The following is an 18216-nucleotide window of genomic DNA, read 5'->3' on the forward strand; positions in this document are numbered from 1 at the left end:
GCTGCTGCTCCTGACGGCGGTACGCCGGTTAGGTGGTGAGTCACGTAATACCCGTTCCTGATTCTGCCCGACTCCGGGCTCAGCGCAAGGCCGGCGCTGATTCCTGGGCGATGCGGCCAAGGGCGGCAGCGGACGCGGTGGTCATCTCGGCGGGCACTCCAAGGTCGCCGAGGTAGCCGGCGGTGTCCCGCATCTCCTTCGAGCGGCGGACGGCGTGCTTGGCAGTCCCGGTGAGGAACCGGTCAATCACTGCCTGCCCGTCACCGGCCAACTGGTTCGCAATCTGCGCACGGATCCATTCTTCGAGCCCGGCCGCCCGGCCCGCGGTGACTGCCTCGACCACCACGGAGGCCAGGCCCTTCATCAGGACGCTCCGGAGGAGTTTGTGCGCCATGGCCGCCCCGGGTTCCCCGTCAGCAATTTCGACGTCGACGCCAAGGGGGCTGAGCAGCCGGGCCACCGCCTGGGCACCCTTTCCGCTGACCATCAGGGGCGTCCTTTCGCCCAGTGCGGAAACCGGTCCCAGGATGGCGACGTCGGCGAAGGCGGCTTTGCTTGGCAGCTGTCCGAGTTCCTTCATGACTCCGGGGGAGGATGAGGTGAAGTCCGCGTAGCAGCTGCCTGTTTCGAGGACCGGAAGGCACTCCCCGGCGACGCTGCGCGCCGCGGCGGCACCCGTCATCACCAGGACAATGTCTGCTCCGATGCAGGCTTCGGCGGCAGTCGCCGCGCGGGTGACGCCGGCGGGGGCGGTGGGCGCAACGGGATCAAAGCCCGTGACCTTGTGGCCGGCGGCGTGGAGTGCCGCGGCGTAGGTGGCGCCGGCTTCGCCGAGGCCAATAACGGTTACCGCTGTCATGGTTTCTCTGTCTTTCTTGCGTTAGTGGCGGGCAGCGACGATGGTTTGGCGGCGGCTGGTTTCATCGGCGAAGACTGCTTCGGCGGCTTCGGCGACGGCGGCTGCCTGCTCCCGGGGAATCACCACGACGCCGTCTGAGTCGCCGACGATGACGTCGCCCGGCAGGACGGGGACGCCGCCGAAAGCGAGCGGCGTCCCCAGGCGGTAGGGGCCGTTCTTGTAGGGGCCGGCGGGGGAAGTAGCCCGGGCGAAGACGGGCATGCCGATCTCACCCAGCGCCTCGGCGTCGCGCGCTGCTCCGTCGAGCGCGAAACCCGCGATGCCAAGGTTGATGGCACGTTCACCAATGAGTTCACCGAGCAGTGCGCGGGAGGAGTCGCCGCCGCCGGCCACCACAATGACATCGCCGGGCCGGGCCAGCTCCAGCGCCTTGTGGATGCCCTGGTTGTCCCCCGGCCGGGTCCACACCGTGAAGGCAGGCCCGGCCAGGTTGGCACCTGGCCAGATCGCCTGGATGGCGGAGTCGGCGACGCCGAGCCGGTCCATGGCGTCGCCGATGTTGGCGGCCGGCAGTTTGGCGAGGCGTTCCACAACGTCCCTGGCGGGGCGGGGGAAATCGGCGTCGATGATGTCGATTGCTGGTGTTGTCATGATGGCTTCCGTCCGGTGGTTGCGGGAGGGTCAGTCGGTTTTCTGGACCAGCGGGAGGACCTTCTTGAAGTCCTCTTCCTGCCCGGCCCAGAACTGCTTGTAGTCGTTGCCGGAGAGGTAGCTGGTCTGCAGGCCGAGGTCGTTCATCTTCTGCACGACGGACGGATCTTCGATGGCCTTCTGGATGGCAGCCTCAAGCTTCGTTGCTACGGCTTCAGGCAGTCCGGCGGGGGCGGAGTAGCCACGGGCGGTCCCCGCTTCAACTTCGTAGCCAGCTTCCTTGAACGTGGGAACGTCCGGCAGTGAAGGGGACCGCTCGGACGTCATGACACCCAGGACGCGGGCCTTGCCCTGCTTGGTCAGGTCCGTCACGTCGCTGACGTTCGCCACCAGGATGTCAACGTGCTTGCCCAGGAATGCCGTGGTTGCCTGTGATGCGCCTTCAGAGAAGTGAACGGGTGCGAACTCCGCACCGGTCACCTGCTGGATCTGCGCCATGGCGAAGTGCTCGCCGGTCTGCAGGCCGGTGGTGCTCGCGGTCATGGACTTCGGGTTTGCCTTGGCTGCATCCAGGAGCTCCGTGAGCGTCTGGTACGGGCTGTCCGGCTGGACCGCAATGACGGCGGGGTCGATGACCTGGCGGCCCAGCGGCTGGAAGCTGTCGCGGGTGTACTTGGCGCCGCGGGCGGGATCCAGGGGTGATACGACGACGGACGGGGAACCGGTGGCGCCGATGGTGTAGCCGTCCGGCGCCGCGCTGGTCAGCTGGGTGTAACCGATCTGGCCGCCGGCGCCGGGCTTGTTGATGACCTCCACGTTGGTGCCGAGTTCTTTTTCCAGGATGGGCTGGATGAGCCGGGCGGCCGTGTCCACGGCACCGCCCGACGAGAAGGCGACCACGAGGTCGATCGTCTTGCCCTTCTTCGGGAAGTCGCCGGCGGAGGCGTTGGTGGCTCCGGCGTTGGCGCCACAGCCGGTGAGTGCAATCAGGGATGCTGCCGCGAGGGCGGCGGCGATGCGGGAACGGGTTTTCATGGTTCTTCTCCTTTGAAGGGGTGTTGGGGGCAGTACCGGAAGGGGTTTAGGTTTCGGGGTCTTCATTGAGCGCTTTCGGCTTGCGGAGCTTGAGCATTGGGCTGAAGACGATCAGCAATCCCAGGCCGATCAGGACTGCTGAGATGGGGCGGCTGGTGAAGATACTGAAGTCGCCCTGCGAAATTTCGAGGGATTCGCGCAAGGAGCGTTCCATCAGCGGGCCGAGGACCAGGGTCAGCACCATGGGTGCCAGCGGGATGTCCAGGTGCCGGAGGGCGAGGCCCAGGAGCCCGAAGCCGATCATCACGAAGACATCGAAGACGCTGAAGTTGATGGTGTAGGCGCCGATCACCATGAAGAGCAGGATCAGCGCGGTCAGGATCGACGACGGGACACGGAGGATGGAGGTCCAGAGGCCCACCAGCGGAACGTTGAGGACCAGGAGGAGGAGGTTTCCGATGAAGAGGCTGGCGATGATGGCCCAGGCGATTTCGGAATGTTCGGTGAACAGGGTGGGGCCTGGGGTGAGGCCCTGCTGGAGGAAGGCGCCCATCAGGACAGCGATGGTGGGCGACGCCGGAATGCCGAGGGTGAACAGCGGGATCAGGGCGGCGTTGGCATGGGAGTTGTTGGCCGTTTCAGGGCCGGCAACACCTTCGATGGCGCCCTTGCCCAGTTCGCTGCGGTGGCGGGAGAACTTCTTCTCCGCGCCGTAGGCCAGCAGGGACGAAACGGAGCCGGTCATGCCCGGGATGAGTCCCAGGCCGAAGCCGATCCCGGTGCCGCGGGCCATGGCCGGTGCACTCCGGCGCCATTCCTTGCCGGTGGGAAGCAACGAGCGGAAGTTCGGGGCGTGCACAGTGGGCGTTGCCGTGCCCTTGCGATAGGACAGGAGTTCGGAGAGACCGAAGACGCCCACAATCACGGCAACGAAGCTGACGCCGTCCAGCAAACGGTCCATGCCGAAGGTGAACCGGGGGGCACCGGCGACGGGGTCGATGCCCACCATGGCGATCAGCAGGCCGAGGGCACCTGAGATCACCGCCTTGACCATCGATTTGCCGGCGAGCGCAACAAGCAGGGATATGCCCACCACCATCAGCGCGAAGAATTCCGGCGGCCCCACAAGCAGGCCCAGTTCCCCGAGCGGCTTGGCCGCCGCCACCAGGCCGATGGTGGCCACAGTTCCACCCACAAACGATCCGACGGCGGCGATGGTCAGGGCGGCTCCGGCCTTGCCGATCTTGGTCATTGCGTAGCCGTCAATGGTGGTGATGGCGGAGGCGGCTTCGCCGGGAGTATTCAGCAGCACGCTGGTGATGGTTCCCCCGTAGGCGGTGCCGTAGAAGATGGCACAGAGCATGATGATGGCACCGGTGGCATCCAGGTTCAGGGTGAGCGGGATGAGCAGTGCAACGCCGGCGACGGGACCGATTCCGGGCAGGACCCCGATGATGGTGCCCAGGAGGCAGCCCAGGAAGGCAAAGAGCAGGTTCTGCCAGGTCATGGCGGCGGCAAAGCCGCCCATAAGTTCGTTGAAGATATCCACGACTAAAGTCCGATCGTGTTCAGCAGGGGGAAGGCCGAGACGGGCAATGACACGTTCAAGCCGTAGTTGAAGGCGTAGAACGCGCCCACGCTGCCAGCGAGCGCTGTGACCAGGGAGGAGACCCAGCCCCGGCGGCCGCGCAGCTTCAGGTGGTACAGGAGGAAGAAGAACATGCTGAGCTGGAAGCCGATCAGGTCCATGACGGCCGCTAGGATCGCTAGGCTCAGGACGACGGCGGCCACCAGTCCGCGGTCAACGCCTTCCGCCGTTTCGCTGGGACTGCGGAGTTCCTGGAGCAGCCACAACACGGCCATGGCGGCGAGGACCGCGCCCATCGCGAAGGGGAACAGGCCAGGGCCTGGTCCCAGGGAAGTCCAGAGGCCGATGCCGAGCGAGCTGACCAGGACGTAGACGCCGACGGCGGCGAAAGCGCCGATCCCCACGAGCACGGAGGGGGCCACCCGGCGGGTGCTCGTTGGTTTGGTCATCACTGACTCCGTTGTCATTGGTTCCTTCTTACTGTGCGTCGTTTTCACGCTGCGTCATTGCATTCCACAGAATGAAACTATATTGCGTACAGAGAAATAGTGACAGCAGACACACGCGCTGTCAAGCGCAAGGAACTTACATAGAATGAAAGGATGGCTACGACGACACCCACGCCCGCGGGCAGCCCGGCAGACGAGGGCCCCAAGGCCTCGAACATGCGTTCCCTCTCCCGCGCCATGGAGGTCTTCGCGGAACTGCAGCGCGCCGAGCGCCCCCAGCGGCTTAGCGACCTTGCCAGGAACTGCGGCATGAGCCTGCCCACCACGCTCCGGATCCTGCGGGTGCTGCAGGATTTCGGCATGGTGAGCCAGACAGACAAGTCCTACCGGATCGGGCCGGCCGTGCTACCGGCGGCAAAGAGCTTCCTTGAGAACGATCCCTTGGCGGTTGCCGGACGTCCGGTCCTGCAACAGCTGGCAACGCAGACCGGCATGTCCGTTTCTCTCCATACCCGGCTCGGGAACGAGCGGATCCTGGTGGCGCGGGTTCAAGGCAAGGCGCCCATGCAGTACGACCTTCCCTTGGGTAAACGCCTGCCACTGACCCGCGGCGCGGCAGGGAAAATCCTGATTGCAGACGCTTCTGACGCAGAGCTCGAACAGGTCGTGGCGGCCGCGATCGCCGCCGGCCATGAGGAGCCGGGATTCACGGTTGAGGAACTGCGGTCGCGGCTGCCCGGGCCAGGCCTGGACTACGCGTATTCCGCGAACGAGCGCGTCGTGGGCGTGCTCTCCGTCGGGGTTGCCTTGACCAACAGGGCAGGCCGCGCCAACGAGGCCATGGCGCTGAACTGCCCGGCAGAGGCGACGACCGAAGAGAAAATCAAGGCCAATGTCCCGGAGCTGCGACGCGCCGCCCGCAGGCTGTCGGAACTGCTCGAGGGCTCCGTCTATTAGGAGGCTTGCAACCGGCCCCAGGGCCTGAAGGGGGCGAAACTGCAGGCGAACCTCGGTGGGACGTTTGGTGAACATCCGGCAAAATCCGCCAATTGCGCCGCACGGGGCGTTGATACTGGAGTACATGCCTTTTGTTACCCGCCAGTACGGACAATCGCCCACTCGACGCCAGGTCCTCCGCGCAGGCGGCCTTACCGCGGCCGTCGCCGGAGTGGCGCCCCTCGTCTCGAGCCCTGCCCAGGCGGCTGATCCGCTGTTCGCGCATGGGGTTGCCTCCGGCGATCCGCACCCGGACAGCGTGGTGCTCTGGACCCGGGTGACCCCCAGCCCGGAAGCCACACCCGGCTCGGGACTCGGCCCCGCCGCAACAGTGAACTGGGAAGTGGCGGCCGACCCCGCCTTCACCAGGATCGTCTCGAAGGGCTCGGTGAAGACCGGGCCGGAGCGTGACCACACCGTGAAGGTGGTCGCCGATCGCCTGCAGCCGGGCACCCCGTACTGGTACCGCTTCACAGTGGGCCGCGGGATGTCCGCCACAGGCCGGACCAAGACGGCACCGGCGGCCGGGGCCCAGGTGGAGCAGCTCCGCTTCGGCGTGGTCTCCTGCGCCAACTATCAGGCAGGCTACTTCAGCTCCTACCGCCACCTCGCCCAGCGCGGGGACCTCGACGCCGTGCTCCACCTCGGCGATTACCTCTACGAGTACGCACCCGGGGAATACCAGGCGAGGGACGTCGTCGTACGCCCGCACGATCCCGCCGTCGAAATGACCACCCTCTCGCATTACCGGCGCCGGCACGCCCAGTACAAAACAGACGCCGACCTGCAGGCCCTGCATTCGGCTGCACCCTTCATCGTCACCTGGGACGACCATGAAGCGGCCAACGATGCCTGGAGCGGAGGAGCGGAAAACCACACCGAGGGCGCAGAGGGGCCCTGGGCCGAACGCCGCGCGGCTGCCAACCAGGCCTACGCGGAGTGGATGCCCGTGCGCTACCAGCCCGGAGGTCCGCTGTACCGCCGCCTTGACTTCGGTTCGCTGGCCAGCCTGTCCATGCTGGACCTCCGCTCCTACCGGAGCCAGCAGGCCGCCAACGGCCTCGACCCCGCCGTGGACAGCCCGGACCGCACCATCACGGGAGCTGCGCAGATGGACTGGCTGCTGGGCAACCTCACCTCCGGCGGCCCCCAGTGGAAGCTGGTGGGCAACCCGGTGATGATTGCCCCCGTCCGGGTTCCCTCGACGCTCAGCCTGGCCGAACTGGCGGGGGTCCAGAAGCTCATGGGCGGCACCACCGTCGACGGCGTCCCCTACAACGTGGACCAGTGGGACGGCTACGAGGCGGACCGGAGCCGGGTGGTCCGGCACCTGCGGGACCAGGCAATCAAGGACACCGTTTTCCTCACCGGCGATATCCACTCCGGGTGGGCCTGCGACCTCCCCGCCGATCCCCTGACCTACCCCACCACCGGCGATTCGGTGGCGGCGGAACTGGTCTGCACGTCGGTGACCAGCGACAACCTCGACGACATACTGAACGCTCCACCGCGGACCTCCTCCCTGGCGGTGGAGGCGGCCATCAGGACGGCCAACCCCCACGTGAAGTACCTCGACTTCGACTCGCACGGCTACTCCGTCCTGGATGTCACTCCTGCGGGAGTCCGGATGGACTGGTACGTCCTTGCCGACCGGACTGCGCAGGCCTCGGCGGCCACGCTGTCCACCTCCTTCAGGGTCGGTGCCGGCACCGGCAAAGTCGTCGCGGCAACCGGCGGCGCGCTGTGAACCCGGACCGCCGCCAGTTCCTGCGCCTCGCCGGCGCCGGAAGTGCCGCCGTCGTCCTTTCAGCGGCGCCCGGCACGTCGTGGGCCGGCCCGGCGACGAATCCCGGCACCGCCCGGACGCGCACCTATGTCCTTGTGGTGGACGGCTGCCGGCCGGACGAGATCACCCCTGAGCTGACCCCGCGGCTCGCCGCGCTGCGGACGCAGGGCACCAACTTCCCTGCCGCCAGGTCGCTGCCGGTGATGGAGACGATCCCGAACCACGTCATGATGATGACCGGCGTCCGGCCGGACAGGTCCGGAGTCCCCGCCAACTCGGTTTACGATCCCGCCGAGGGGGCAGCCAGGGACATGGACCGCGAAACCGACCTCCGCTTTCCCACGCTGCTTGAACGCCTGCGCGACTCCGGCTTCACCACCGCCTCCGTCCTGAGCAAGAAGTACCTCTACGGAATCTTCGGCACGCGGGCAAGCTACCGCTGGGAGCCTTATCCCCTGCTGCCCGTGACAGGACACGCGCCGGACGCCGCGACCATGGACGCCCTGCTGGCCATCGTTAGCGGCCCCGACCCGGACTTCACGTTCACCAACCTCGGCGACGTTGACCGGATGGGGCACTCGGACCTGACCGGGACCACGCTGCAGGCCGCGCGCACGGCTGCCCTCGCGGACACCGACCTGCAGGTGGGCCGGCTGGTGGACCACCTGGTTGATACGGGCAAGTGGGAGTCCAGTGTCCTGGTGGTGCTTGCGGACCACTCCATGGACTGGTCACTGCCCACCAATGTGGTTTCGGTGGACCTGATCCTCCAGGCCCGGCCGGACCTCCGGTCCTCCATCACCGTGGCCCAGAACGGCGGTGCGGACCTGTTGTACTGGACCGGCCCCTCGGAGCAGAAGGCGGCCGGCCTCCAGGCCGTGCGTTCCCTGGTCGAATCACACCCCGGCGTGCTGTCGGTGCAGGCACCTGCCGAGCTGCGGCTGGGGGCGGAGGCCGGCGACCTGGTGGCCTTCTGCCGTGCCGGCTGGCGGTTCTCGGACCCCTACATCGTCTCGAATCCCATACCCGGCAACCACGGGCATCCCGCCACCGAACCCATCCCGTTCTTCATCTCCGGCGGCAGCCCCCGGGTGCTCCGCGGCCGGACGTCCTCTGATCCTGCGCGGACGGTGGACGTGGCCCCGACCGTCGGTGCCCTTTACGGGCTCAAGGCGCCTTCGGGCGGCTACGACGGCGTTGCCAGGACGACGGCGTTCAGCGGCTGAGGGGGCGTGTGGGCCGCAGCCGGACCGGAGGAAGGGGTCGCAGCGGCCGAGGTGCCGGGATCATACTGGTGGCATGAGCGATCGCGCCGATTTCCTGGACTGGGTGAGGACCGAGCTGCACGCTGCGGAACTCGCCATTCATAACGGTAATGCCGCCCCGCGCAGGGCACTTTGGTCCCGCAACGAACCCGTGAGCGTCCTTGGCGCATGGCGCAATGCCTTCGGACAGCAGGAACTGGACGACTTGTTCACGGGCCTTGCCAGGCAGTTCTCCAACTGCACTTCGTACAGATTCGAGTTGCAGGCCTACGACATCGTGGGCGACATGGCATATACGGCGGGCCTGGAACACACTTCAGCCTCAGTCGACGGCGAACCGCGCAGCTACGTGCTCCGGGCAACCCAGATTTACCGCCGCGAGGACGGTGCATGGAAGGTCGCCCACCGGCACGGCGACACAGTAACCGGCTGAGGTCTTGGCCCGGGCGGCTAACGGTTGCCGGCCGGGGCCAGCGGCCGGGCCGGGCGGGCGGTGGTGGCCTCGGGCGTTTCGGGCCGGGGCAGCCGGAGCCTTTTGAGCAGCAGGGCGTTGACGGCGACCAGGAAGCTGGAACCTGACATCGACAGGGCCGCGATCTCGGGGCTGAGGACGATCCCGGCGAACGCGAACACCCCTGCCGCGATGGGCAGGGCTATTGCGTTGTATCCGACAGCCCAGCCCAGGTTTTGGCGCATCTTCCGCAGGGTTCCTTTGCCGATGCGCAGGGCGATGGGCACGTCCAGCGGGTCCGAGCGCATCAGCACGACGTCGGCCGTTTCGATGGCCACGTCGGTGCCGGCACCGATGGCGATGCCAAGGTCAGCCTGGGCCAGGGCTGGGGCGTCGTTGACGCCGTCGCCGACCATGGCGACTTTCCTGCCCTCCTGTTGCAGTTCGGCAATCTTCGCTGATTTGTCCCCCGGGAGCACTTCCGCGATGACGGTGTCGATGCCGAGCTGGCCGGCGATCCTTTGGGCGGTGGCTTCGTTATCGCCCGTGAGCATGACGACTTCGATCCCGGCCTCGTGCAGGGCAGCTATCGCCGCCGGCGCGGTTTCCCGGGCGGCGTCCGCCAGGGCCACCACGGCCGCGGCACGGCCGTCGACGGCGACGAGCACGGCGGTCCGTCCGGTTCCTGCCAGCTCGCTGCGCACCGCAGCCAGCGGCCCCAGTTCGATGTTCTCGTCTGCCATGAGTTTTCGGTTGCCCACCAGGACCTTGCGCCCCCCGACGGTTGCGCCGGCCCCGTGGCCGGGAACGTTCAGGAAGTCGCTGGCGTCCAGGGGGGCGGCGCCGTGTTCCTCGGCGTGCCGAACCACTGCCGCGGCGAGGGGATGTTCGGATTCCTTTTCCACGGCGGCGACCAGGGCCAGCAGTTCTCCTTGGTCAATGCCCTCAACGACGACGTCGGTGACTTCCGGTTCGCCCTTGGTGAGAGTTCCGGTCTTGTCCATCACGACAGTATCGATCCGGGCGGAAACCTCCAGGGCAGTGGCGTTCTTGAACAGTACGCCGCGTTTGGCCCCGAGGCCGGTTCCGACCATGATGGCTGTCGGTGTGGCCAGGCCCAGGGCGTCCGGGCAGGTGATGACGACGACGGTGATGGCGAACAGCAGCGCGGTTTGGACCCCCGCGCCGAGGGCGAGCCAGGCCGCGAACGTCACGGTTCCGCCGACCAGGGCGACCAGGACCAGCCAGAACGCGGCCCGGTCGGCCAGCCGCTGGCCGGGGGCCTTGGAGTTCTGGGCTTCCTGGACGAGGGCGACGATCTGGGCCAGGGCGGTGTCGGCCCCGACCTTGGTGGCCCGGACCCTCAGGGTGCCGCTGGTGTTGATGGACGCGCCAATCACCTCGGAGCCGGTGGTCTTGGCGACCGGGAGGCTCTCCCCGGTGACCATGGACTCATCAACCTCCGATTGGCCCTCTTCGACCTGCCCGTCGACGGGGATTTTGGATCCTGGCCGGATCAGCAGCAGGTCCCCCACCAGGACTTCGGAGGTGGGGATCTCCACTGTCCCGCCCTCGCGGATGACGACCGCGACCGGAGGTGCGAGTTCGAGCAGGATCCGGATGGCCTCATTCGCCCCGCCGCGGGCGCGCATTTCAAACCAATGGCCCAGCAGCACGAAGGCGGCCAGGACGGTGGCGGCTTCGTAGAACACTTCCCCGCCGCCGGTGAGTGTAACCCACACGCTGTAGAGCCAGCCGGTGCCGACGGCAATCGCGACCAGGACCATCATGTCCAGGGTGCGGGCCTTCAGTGCCCGGTAGGCGCCGTCGAAGAAGATCCAGGCGGAGTAAAAGATGACGGGCAGGGACAGGATCAGGGCCATGACGTCATCGCGGAGCCCGAACGGTGTCGGGGCGGTGAAGCCGAGCATGTCCCGGCCCATCGGGGACCAGAGCGTCACACCGATGGACAGGACGGCGGCCACCAGGAACCGGTTGCGCATGTCCCTGACCATGTCATCCATCGACATCCCGGCGTGGTGTCCGCCGTGGCCCATCATCTCCTGCGGGGTTCCGTGCATCGCCCCGTGGCCGGCGGGGCCGTGGCCTGCATGTTCGCCGGCCGCCGGATGGGCATGCCCGGCACCCTGGGTCCTGGCCGGGGCGTGCAGGGGCTCGTCCATGGGGTAGCACACGTGATCCGGGACCGATTCGCCCCGGCAGTGGTATCCGCAGTCCCGGACCCATCCGGAGATCTGCTTCACGGACGTCAGTGACGGGTCGAACTTCACGGTGGCGGTCTGGGCGACGGGGTTCGCATCGACGGCGGTGACTCCGGGCCGCTGCAGCAGCACGCGTTCGATGACCGCTTTGGAGGTCGCCCAGTGCAGGCCCCGCACCTCCACGACGGTGCTCTTCAAAGGAGCGTCTACTGCTCCGTCGGCGGTGGCCTTCCTGTCAGCAGTCATCGCGGGTCCTTTCGCAGGGTTGTCCGGGAAGGCAGCGGGCGTTTCACCCGTTGCCGGACCTTCACCGCGTGGGAGCAATGCACCACTGCCCTACGTTCACTATCGTCCTTGGCGCCGGGAAGCGTCAGAGTCTTTGGTCCCCGGCGTCCGGGGCTGTTCGGCGGGCGGCACATTCATCGCGTCCCGGATCACCGGGCGAGCTGGCGCAGGTGGCAGTGCTGGATCAATTCCACGGCTTCGTCGATGTCGTCGGTGCACCGCAGCAGGCGGATGTCCTGGGCTGCAATGAATCCCTGGCTTTGGAGCTGCTCCCGGATCCAGTCGGTCAGTCCGGTCCAGTGCCTGGTCCCGATCAGGACGACGGGAAACTCGTGGATTTTGCCGGTCTGGACGAGGGTGAGGGCTTCAAAGAGTTCATCAAGTGTGCCGAACCCGCCGGGAAGGACAACAAAGGCCGAGGCGTAGCGCACGAACATGAGTTTTCGGGCGAAGAAGTACCGGAAAGTCATGGACACATCGACATAAGGGTTCAACACCTGTTCCCTCGGAAGTTCGATACCCAGTCCGACCGAGGTGCCGCCGGCTTCCGTGGCGCCGCGGTTGGCAGCTTCCATCAGTCCCGGCCCGCCCCCGGTAATCACGGCGAACCCGGCCTTTGCGCACCGGGCGCCCAAGGTCCGGGCCACCGCGTAGCGGGGATCCTGGGGGCCGGGGCGTGCTGATCCGAAGACGGCGACTGCTTTGCCGAGCCGGTGTGAGAGGAGGCTGAATCCGGCGTCGATTTCGGTGCTGATCCGTTCCATCCGGGCCGGGTCATCGGCCGGGTCGGCGAGGACTGCGAGCAGTTCTTCATCGGTCATTTTCATGCCGGTGCCGCTTCCGGGTGCATGCTGCAGTAGCGGTTGTGTTCCCCGGCTTCTTCGGCGGTGAGCCGGCCGTCTTCAATGGTGAGGACACGTTTGGCCGCGGTCCGCAGCCGCTGGTCGTGGCTGACGATGATGACGGCCCGATTTTCCCGGCAGGCCGTCCCGCACAGGAGCAGGGTCACGTCCTGGCCTGTTTTCGCGTCCAGGTTGGCGGTGGGTTCGTCGGCGAGGATCAGCCGCGGGTCGTTCGCCAGGGACCGTGCGATGGCCACGCGTTGCTTCTCGCCGCCGGAGAGGTCCCGGGGCAGGTTCCGCAGCCGGTGTCCGAGCTGGAGTTGTTCCAGCGCGGCCCGGGCTTTTGTCCGCGCCGCTTTCCTCGGTGTTCCCGCCGTGATCAGTGGCAGCATGACGTTTTCCTCGGCAGTCAGGGCCGAGAGCAGGTTAAAGGTCTGGAAGACGAAACCGAATTCGCGCAGCCGCAGCCGGGACAGTTGCGCAGGTGAAAGGTTGGAGGTGTCCTGCCCGGCAATGAGGATCCGGCCGCCGGAAGGGGACATGAGGGTGCCGATCATGGACAGCAGGGTTGTTTTCCCGGATCCGGAGGGGCCCATGACGAGCACGATGTCCCCGGGGTCAACGCTCAGGGACACGTGCTCCACCGCGGTCACGGCGGTGTGCCCGGACCCGAAGGTCTTGGACACGTCCTGGACGTCGACAATTCTCATGCCCGGAACACCTCCGCCGGGTCGATCCGTGACAGCCGGCGCACCGGCAGCAGTGAAGCCACCACGGCCATCACCAGTGTGACCGCGAGGATCCAGGCGGCGTCCAGCCAGCGGATTTCCGTGATGAACTCCGGGACATAGATTCCCGCGGCCCCGCTGACGGCCAAGGCAAGGCCTGCCCCGACGAGGTACCCGAGCACGGCGGCGGTGATGGCCTGTTCGATCACAACGGTGTAGAGCTGGCGGTTGCTTACCCCGATGGCTTTCAGGACACCGTATTCGCGCGCTTTTTCGATGGTTGACGTGAAGATGGTCAGGCCGATCACGGTCATGCCCACGGCAATCCCGATTAAGAGCAGCACCAGGATGATGGGCAGGAAGGTGTCCCGGACGATGTTTGTGTTGTTCTCCACGAACCTGTCCTTGGTGATCGCGTCCACCGCGGGGTCCGCTTCGATCCGGGATGCGACCGCGCCGGCGTCGGTGCCGTCCTTGACGGTGACAAGGAAGAAGTTGGTGGCTCCGGGGAGCTGCAGGATCCTTTCGGCGTCTTCCTTGGTGGTGAACGCGAAGGAGAAGCTGAGGATGTATCCGCCCTCGGAGTAGCCGGCGACCTTCAGCGTCCTGCCTGCGACGGGGATGGTGTCCCCGATCCTGATGTCCTGGCTGCGCCCTACCACCCGGTCGATGATGATTTCGCCCTTATCGGGCACGGTTTTGCCCTCGACCACCCGGGCGGGTGCGCCGACATTATTCTCCGTGTCATCGGCAATGACGTAGAGGTTGATGTCCTTGCCGTTATGCGCGAACGCCACCCGGCGGCCGCTGAAGGGCTTGGCGCTGGCGACACCGTCAACCCCGCTCAGGAAATCCCTGACGGTCAGGGGCAGCACGGAGGGGGTGTGGAACATGTCCGTCGCGCCCGTCTGGGTGATCCAATAATCGGCAGGGACAGTGCGGATGTACTCACCGATCTTGTTGCTCCAGCCCTGATACAGGCCCTGGATGCTCATGATCAGCAGCACGCTGAACGCGACCCCGCCCACGCTGATCAGCAGCCGGGTTTTCTCCTGGACGAGGTTCTTTACCGCCAAGAACAGCATGATGCCACCCTTCAGGCCGTCGTTGCCCGCATGGCTGTCACGGGCCTTCCTGCAACTTCTGCCCGGTCCCGGCACGGCCCCGACCGGACCGGGGGACGAAGCCGGGGACCTCCCGGCGGTACGCGGCATAGGCTTCGCCGAACTCGGCCTCCATCATCCGCTCCTCCTTCCGGGCCAGGCGAAGGTACACGATGACCAGGACCGGGAACATCAGCAGTGTCAGCAGCGTGGGCCACTGCAGCAGGAACCCGGCCATGATCGTCAAAAACCCCATGTACTGCGGATGCCGCACCTTTGCGTAGGGGCCCGACGTGGCCAGCCGGTGCTCGCGCTGCGCGGCGAACAGGACCTGCCAGGACAGGTAAAGCAACATGAAACCGGCTGCGATCAGCACATTGCTGAGGAGGTGCAGCGGGCTCAGGTGTGGGTCCCCCTGCCAGCCCGTGAGGTCCTGCCACAAATGACCCGTGTTATGGCTCAGCAGGTCCAGGCCCGGGACCCGGTTCCCCAGCCAGCCCGACAGCAGATAGATGGTCAGGGGAAAACCGTACATCTCGGTAAAGAGCGCCACGATGAAAGCAGAGAAACCGCCCAGGGCGCGCCAGTCCAGCTTCGTCCTGGGCCGGACAAAACTGAACGCGAAAATGATGAACACGGCCGAATTGAGGATAACCAGCCACCACAGGTCATACCCGTAGTCAGTGGGCATGCCCGGCACCCCCTCCGGAGTGCCGCCGGCCCGCACCACGGCCAGCGCCACCGTGACCGGCATGGCCGTGGCCGCCATGCATGAAGAGATGCATCGACATCATCAGCACCACCCACAGGTACGGCAACGCGTCCAGGACATGCAGCCAGTGGTTCGTGACCAGGTACACCGCGGTGGCCGCGATAAGGACCGTCAGCAGCCCCTGCGTCCAAGGCCCCGACGGCCTGGGTATGGGGAGCTGCGGCTCCGGGCTAGTGCTCATACCGGAAAGTATTGGCCGCACCACGGCACGGGGAAAGGGTCAAACGGCCCGAGGAAAACAGATGTTTCCCGGATGCCCCACGACCTGGCGCGCTCACACGAACCCGGGCGTTCAGTGGCCGCCGGTATGCCCTCCGGAGTGATCCACGGTGGGCACCGGTCCGGGGGTTATGTCCGTCCCGGTGCCGCTGATCGCGGGACCTATGACAAACGCGGACAGGGAAAACATGGCGGCGAAAACCAGCAGTCCCAGCACCGGTGCGATCCAGCTGCCAAACCGCCGGTAAAGCCGGACCAGCAGGGGAACCGATGCCAGAAGCCCCAGCGCGCCGAAAAGTGCCGTGCCGCCGGACCCTGCCACCAGGGCAGTCCCGGCGAGCAGGCCGATGTGGTGCAGAACGTGCGGCAACAGCCCCATGATCAGGCCGACGGCGCCGACCACAGTGTGCCATAGCGCCTGGATCCTGCCCCGGATGCCCGGTCCGGCAGGAACCGCTCCGCCCCGCGCCCCCGCTCCCCGGTGCATGTGGTGGGAGGAATGGTCAGCGGTCACGGCTATCCTGCTCACCCCGGGCATCCCGGGAGCTGTGCCCGGACGGTGCAGAACCATCCAAGCCCGCCGCGATCCTGAACACTTCACCGCCTATGACTTATGCCCTTCAGGAGGTGCCTGCCACTGTTGCCCCCCAGTGTGATGCCAACCTCAAGTACACCGCAAGGGCCGAAACTCCCTACCCGCCCCGGCCGGCTGACCGGGGCGAAACGGAACCCGCCGCAGGCTCGTTGTACCGGACAGCGTCCTGCCATTGGGCCGATAGTCTTGAACATAAACGTTGTCCGCGAAGGAGGACCCATGACCGAGCCGGCCTGCGCCCCTGCGGTTGCCACGCTTCGCCGCGCAGGACTCCCCGCGGCTGTTCCGGCCCCGATGACCGGATCCTCGGCATGCGTGTTCTGACCACCGGCAGGTCCTCGGCCGCGTTCACCGCCGCTGCCCTCCTGCTTACCCTCTCCGCCTGCGTCCCAGGCGCTACACCCGGTAGTCCGGGCGCCGGCCCTGTCCCGGCAACCGCCACCGCCGGGCTGCCCAGCTCCCATGTCCACGGCCTGACCGTAAACCGCAAAACGGACCAGGTGCTGCTTGCCACCCATGAAGGCCTGTTTGACGTCACCAAACTACCGGGCACCAAAATTGGCGCCACCAACGATCTGATGGGCTTTACCGCCGCGGCTGACCAAGGTGTCTTCTACGCATCCGGACATCCCGGCCCCGGCTCCGATCTGCCCGACCCCATGGGCCTGATCAGGTCCGTCGATGGCGGCAAGACATGGGAACAGCTCTCCCGACAGGGCGAATCTGATTTTCACGCCCTCGCCGCCACCGCGTCCGGCATCGTCGCCTACGACGGGACGCTTCAAACCAGCCCGGACGGAAAAACCTGGACCCCGGCAAGGGCGGGCTTCGTTCCGGCCGTCCTGGCAGGCACCCCGGAGAGCGACACCGTTCTGGCCACCACCCGCGAAGGGGTCCGGCGCTCCACCGACGGCGGGAAAACCTGGGAACTAAATGCCACAGCCCCCATTGTCCAGTTCGTCGCCTTCGCCGACGCCACGGAGGTCATCGGCGTCGAACCCGGCGGGACCGTGCATTACTCCGCCGACGCCGGAAGAACCTGGACACGCACCGGCCAAATCGAGGGTCAGGTCCAGGCAATGACAGCTGTAACCGGCGCTGAAGGCAAGCCACGGATCTGGGCCGCGACCGCCGAAAGGCTCGTCGTATCCACCGACGGCGGAGCCAGCTTCCGGGCCGCCGATTCCTCCTGAGCCGCCAGGCTCTGCCGGCTTCGTTGCCTTAAGGATGGCCGGCCGGCGCTGATGACCACGACTGCGCTACGGGGTTTGGGGTGAGGGTAAACGGCCGGGAACGGCTGCTCTGAGCAGGGGGCGTGGCCTGGCGCCGAATAAGGGGAAGCCCCATCAGCCAGGCTGAAGGGGCTTCGACTGTTTTGATTCCGTTATGACGAACATCATCTCCCGAACTTGCGGGAATCCCGGCGCTTCCTGCCTCGTCACCGGCAGACCACCATGGATCAGATCCACAGCGTGTTCCAAGGTTCCCTGGTTGTTCGTTCCCGTCCTTCTTTCGAAGAACGTATAACTAGTTTCTCGCCTACTTTCCGGTACCGCAAGGGCAATTCCAGTGGATTTCGGGCGTTCCCGACGACACCTGCGCATCGCTCGAACGCAGGGATTCTGCTTGCAAGCGCCGCGCAAGTCCTTAAGCGCAGAACCTGCAGGTACCTTCGCGATCTCGCTAAGAGAAGGCCCGGACATTCTCATGTCCTGAACGACCCGGCGTCATCTGATGGTTACCTGCAGGCGATTTAAGTCTACGCCCGGACTGCGCCCTGCAACAGGGCACGGTCCGCATCGCATCCCGCGGGAACTGCATCTTTGTGCCGGCTGGAAGGGGCATGTCCATTGGGACCAGTGAAGGGAAGCTCCGGGGAGGTCACGCCTTGGAGTGGACCACCAGAACAGGACATTGTGCGTGGTTGACGACCTGCGTCGAAACCGAGCCCAGGTGCAACCCGGGAAAACCGCCATGACCCCGGGAACCGACGACGATAAGGTCCGCGTCCTTGGCGGCGTCGAGTATTGCCGAAGCGGGTGAATTGGTATTGACGAGGTGTCCTGCGGCGGTCACGCCTCCGTCTGCAGCGGTCTTCAGCGCCTCACCCTGAAGCGTCCGCGCGGCTTGCTCTGGAGACTCTTCGGCGGCAATTTCGCCTGCCGCCGTTTCCAGGACAGCCGGATACCACGCCAACGGAGCCTTGTTCCAGGCTGTGACGAGGCGGAGCTGGCCGTGGCGCTGGCGGGCCTCATCCATGGCCCAGTCCAGTGCTGCCCGGGAATGCCCGGAACCGTCAAAACCAACAATAATCAAGAACGAACCGGTGCTGGTCACTTGTCTTTCCTTTCGATCGCCCCGCCGGGCCCT

Annotated in this window: 18 protein-coding genes; 5 read left to right on the forward strand and 13 right to left on the reverse strand. The window is 66.3% G+C overall.

Going from position 1 to position 18216, the window contains the following annotated elements; all coding sequences use genetic code 11:
* Window positions 1-79: 79 nt before the first annotated feature.
* The 5 genes from ACQ3DC_RS12780 to ACQ3DC_RS12800 are packed head-to-tail and all read right to left on the reverse strand — an operon-like array spanning window position 80 to window position 4600.
* A complete protein-coding gene (locus ACQ3DC_RS12780) occupies window positions 80-859 on the reverse strand; it encodes an NAD(P)-dependent oxidoreductase (protein WP_421093146.1) in 780 nt (259 codons plus the stop codon).
* Window positions 860-880: 21 nt separating this feature from the next.
* On the reverse strand, window positions 881-1510 hold the full coding sequence (locus ACQ3DC_RS12785; protein ID WP_323057932.1) for a methyltransferase: 630 nt from the start codon (window positions 1508-1510) through the stop codon (window positions 881-883).
* 30 nt (window positions 1511-1540) lie between these two features.
* Window positions 1541-2545 carry a tripartite tricarboxylate transporter substrate binding protein gene (locus ACQ3DC_RS12790; protein WP_430752398.1) on the reverse strand — a complete coding sequence of 335 codons (1005 nt, stop codon included), beginning with the start codon at window positions 2543-2545 and terminating at the stop codon, window positions 1541-1543.
* Between the two features lie 46 nt (window positions 2546-2591).
* Complete coding sequence (locus tag ACQ3DC_RS12795) at window positions 2592-4094, reverse strand: tripartite tricarboxylate transporter permease (protein WP_323057934.1); 1503 nt, start codon at window positions 4092-4094, stop codon at window positions 2592-2594.
* A 2-nt stretch (window positions 4095-4096) separates the two neighbouring features.
* Entirely contained in the window at window positions 4097-4600 is a 504-nt protein-coding gene (locus tag ACQ3DC_RS12800; protein ID WP_430752399.1) for a tripartite tricarboxylate transporter TctB family protein, read from the reverse strand.
* Window positions 4601-4735: 135 nt separating this feature from the next.
* Between ACQ3DC_RS12800 and ACQ3DC_RS12805 the strand changes: the two genes are divergently transcribed.
* The 4 genes from ACQ3DC_RS12805 to ACQ3DC_RS12820 all read left to right on the forward strand — a co-directional run bounded on the left by ACQ3DC_RS12805 (window position 4736) and on the right by ACQ3DC_RS12820 (window position 9062).
* The gene (locus ACQ3DC_RS12805; RefSeq protein WP_157239956.1) at window positions 4736-5539 is read left to right on the forward strand and encodes an IclR family transcriptional regulator; all 804 of its coding nucleotides are present in this window, start codon (window positions 4736-4738) and stop codon (window positions 5537-5539) included.
* 124 nt (window positions 5540-5663) lie between these two features.
* Window positions 5664-7325 (forward strand): alkaline phosphatase D family protein, encoded by a 1662-nt coding sequence (locus ACQ3DC_RS12810; protein ID WP_430752400.1) that lies wholly within the window; start codon window positions 5664-5666, stop codon window positions 7323-7325.
* Complete coding sequence (locus ACQ3DC_RS12815) at window positions 7322-8590, forward strand: alkaline phosphatase family protein (protein WP_323057937.1); 1269 nt, start codon at window positions 7322-7324, stop codon at window positions 8588-8590. The genes ACQ3DC_RS12810 and ACQ3DC_RS12815 overlap by 4 nt, the downstream gene beginning before the upstream one ends.
* 73 nt (window positions 8591-8663) lie before the next feature.
* Window positions 8664-9062 (forward strand): nuclear transport factor 2 family protein, encoded by a 399-nt coding sequence (locus ACQ3DC_RS12820; protein ID WP_157239960.1) that lies wholly within the window; start codon window positions 8664-8666, stop codon window positions 9060-9062.
* A 17-nt stretch (window positions 9063-9079) separates the two neighbouring features.
* On the opposite strand, the gene ACQ3DC_RS12825 is transcribed toward ACQ3DC_RS12820, so the two are convergent.
* From ACQ3DC_RS12825 to ACQ3DC_RS12855, 7 genes are all read right to left on the reverse strand, one after another.
* Window positions 9080-11548: a heavy metal translocating P-type ATPase gene (locus ACQ3DC_RS12825; protein ID WP_430752401.1), complete on the reverse strand. Its 2469-nt coding sequence runs from the start codon at window positions 11546-11548 to the stop codon at window positions 9080-9082.
* Window positions 11549-11736: 188 nt separating this feature from the next.
* Window positions 11737-12414, reverse strand: coding sequence for a TIGR00730 family Rossman fold protein (locus tag ACQ3DC_RS12830; RefSeq protein WP_321214966.1), 678 nt, complete (start codon window positions 12412-12414; stop codon window positions 11737-11739).
* On the reverse strand, window positions 12411-13139 hold the full coding sequence (locus ACQ3DC_RS12835) for an ABC transporter ATP-binding protein (protein WP_321214965.1): 729 nt from the start codon (window positions 13137-13139) through the stop codon (window positions 12411-12413). The genes ACQ3DC_RS12830 and ACQ3DC_RS12835 overlap by 4 nt, the downstream gene beginning before the upstream one ends.
* Window positions 13136-14242, reverse strand: a complete 1107-nt coding sequence (locus tag ACQ3DC_RS12840; protein ID WP_323057941.1) for an ABC transporter permease — start codon at window positions 14240-14242, stop codon at window positions 13136-13138. The genes ACQ3DC_RS12835 and ACQ3DC_RS12840 overlap by 4 nt, the downstream gene beginning before the upstream one ends.
* A 37-nt stretch (window positions 14243-14279) precedes the next feature.
* Window positions 14280-14951 carry a methyltransferase family protein gene (locus ACQ3DC_RS12845; protein WP_157239969.1) on the reverse strand — a complete coding sequence of 224 codons (672 nt, stop codon included), beginning with the start codon at window positions 14949-14951 and terminating at the stop codon, window positions 14280-14282.
* A complete protein-coding gene (locus ACQ3DC_RS12850; protein WP_430752402.1) occupies window positions 14941-15213 on the reverse strand; it encodes a DUF2933 domain-containing protein in 273 nt (90 codons plus the stop codon). Before ACQ3DC_RS12850 ends, ACQ3DC_RS12845 begins: the two co-directional genes overlap by 11 nt.
* 111 nt (window positions 15214-15324) lie before the next feature.
* Window positions 15325-15765: a hypothetical protein gene (locus ACQ3DC_RS12855; protein ID WP_370460497.1), complete on the reverse strand. Its 441-nt coding sequence runs from the start codon at window positions 15763-15765 to the stop codon at window positions 15325-15327.
* Window positions 15766-16157: 392 nt separating this feature from the next.
* On the opposite strand from ACQ3DC_RS12855, the gene ACQ3DC_RS12860 reads away from it, so the two are divergent.
* The gene (locus ACQ3DC_RS12860; protein ID WP_430752403.1) at window positions 16158-17039 is read left to right on the forward strand and encodes a F510_1955 family glycosylhydrolase; all 882 of its coding nucleotides are present in this window, start codon (window positions 16158-16160) and stop codon (window positions 17037-17039) included.
* Between the two features lie 688 nt (window positions 17040-17727).
* Here ACQ3DC_RS12860 and ACQ3DC_RS12865 read toward each other — a convergent pair.
* Window positions 17728-18183 carry a universal stress protein gene (locus ACQ3DC_RS12865; RefSeq protein ID WP_323057945.1) on the reverse strand — a complete coding sequence of 152 codons (456 nt, stop codon included), beginning with the start codon at window positions 18181-18183 and terminating at the stop codon, window positions 17728-17730.
* Between the last annotated feature and the right edge of the window lie 33 nt (window positions 18184-18216).

The organism is Paenarthrobacter sp. NEAU-H11 (genome assembly GCF_050573415.1).
In the GTDB taxonomy this organism is placed as follows: Bacteria; Actinomycetota; Actinomycetes; order Actinomycetales; family Micrococcaceae; genus Arthrobacter.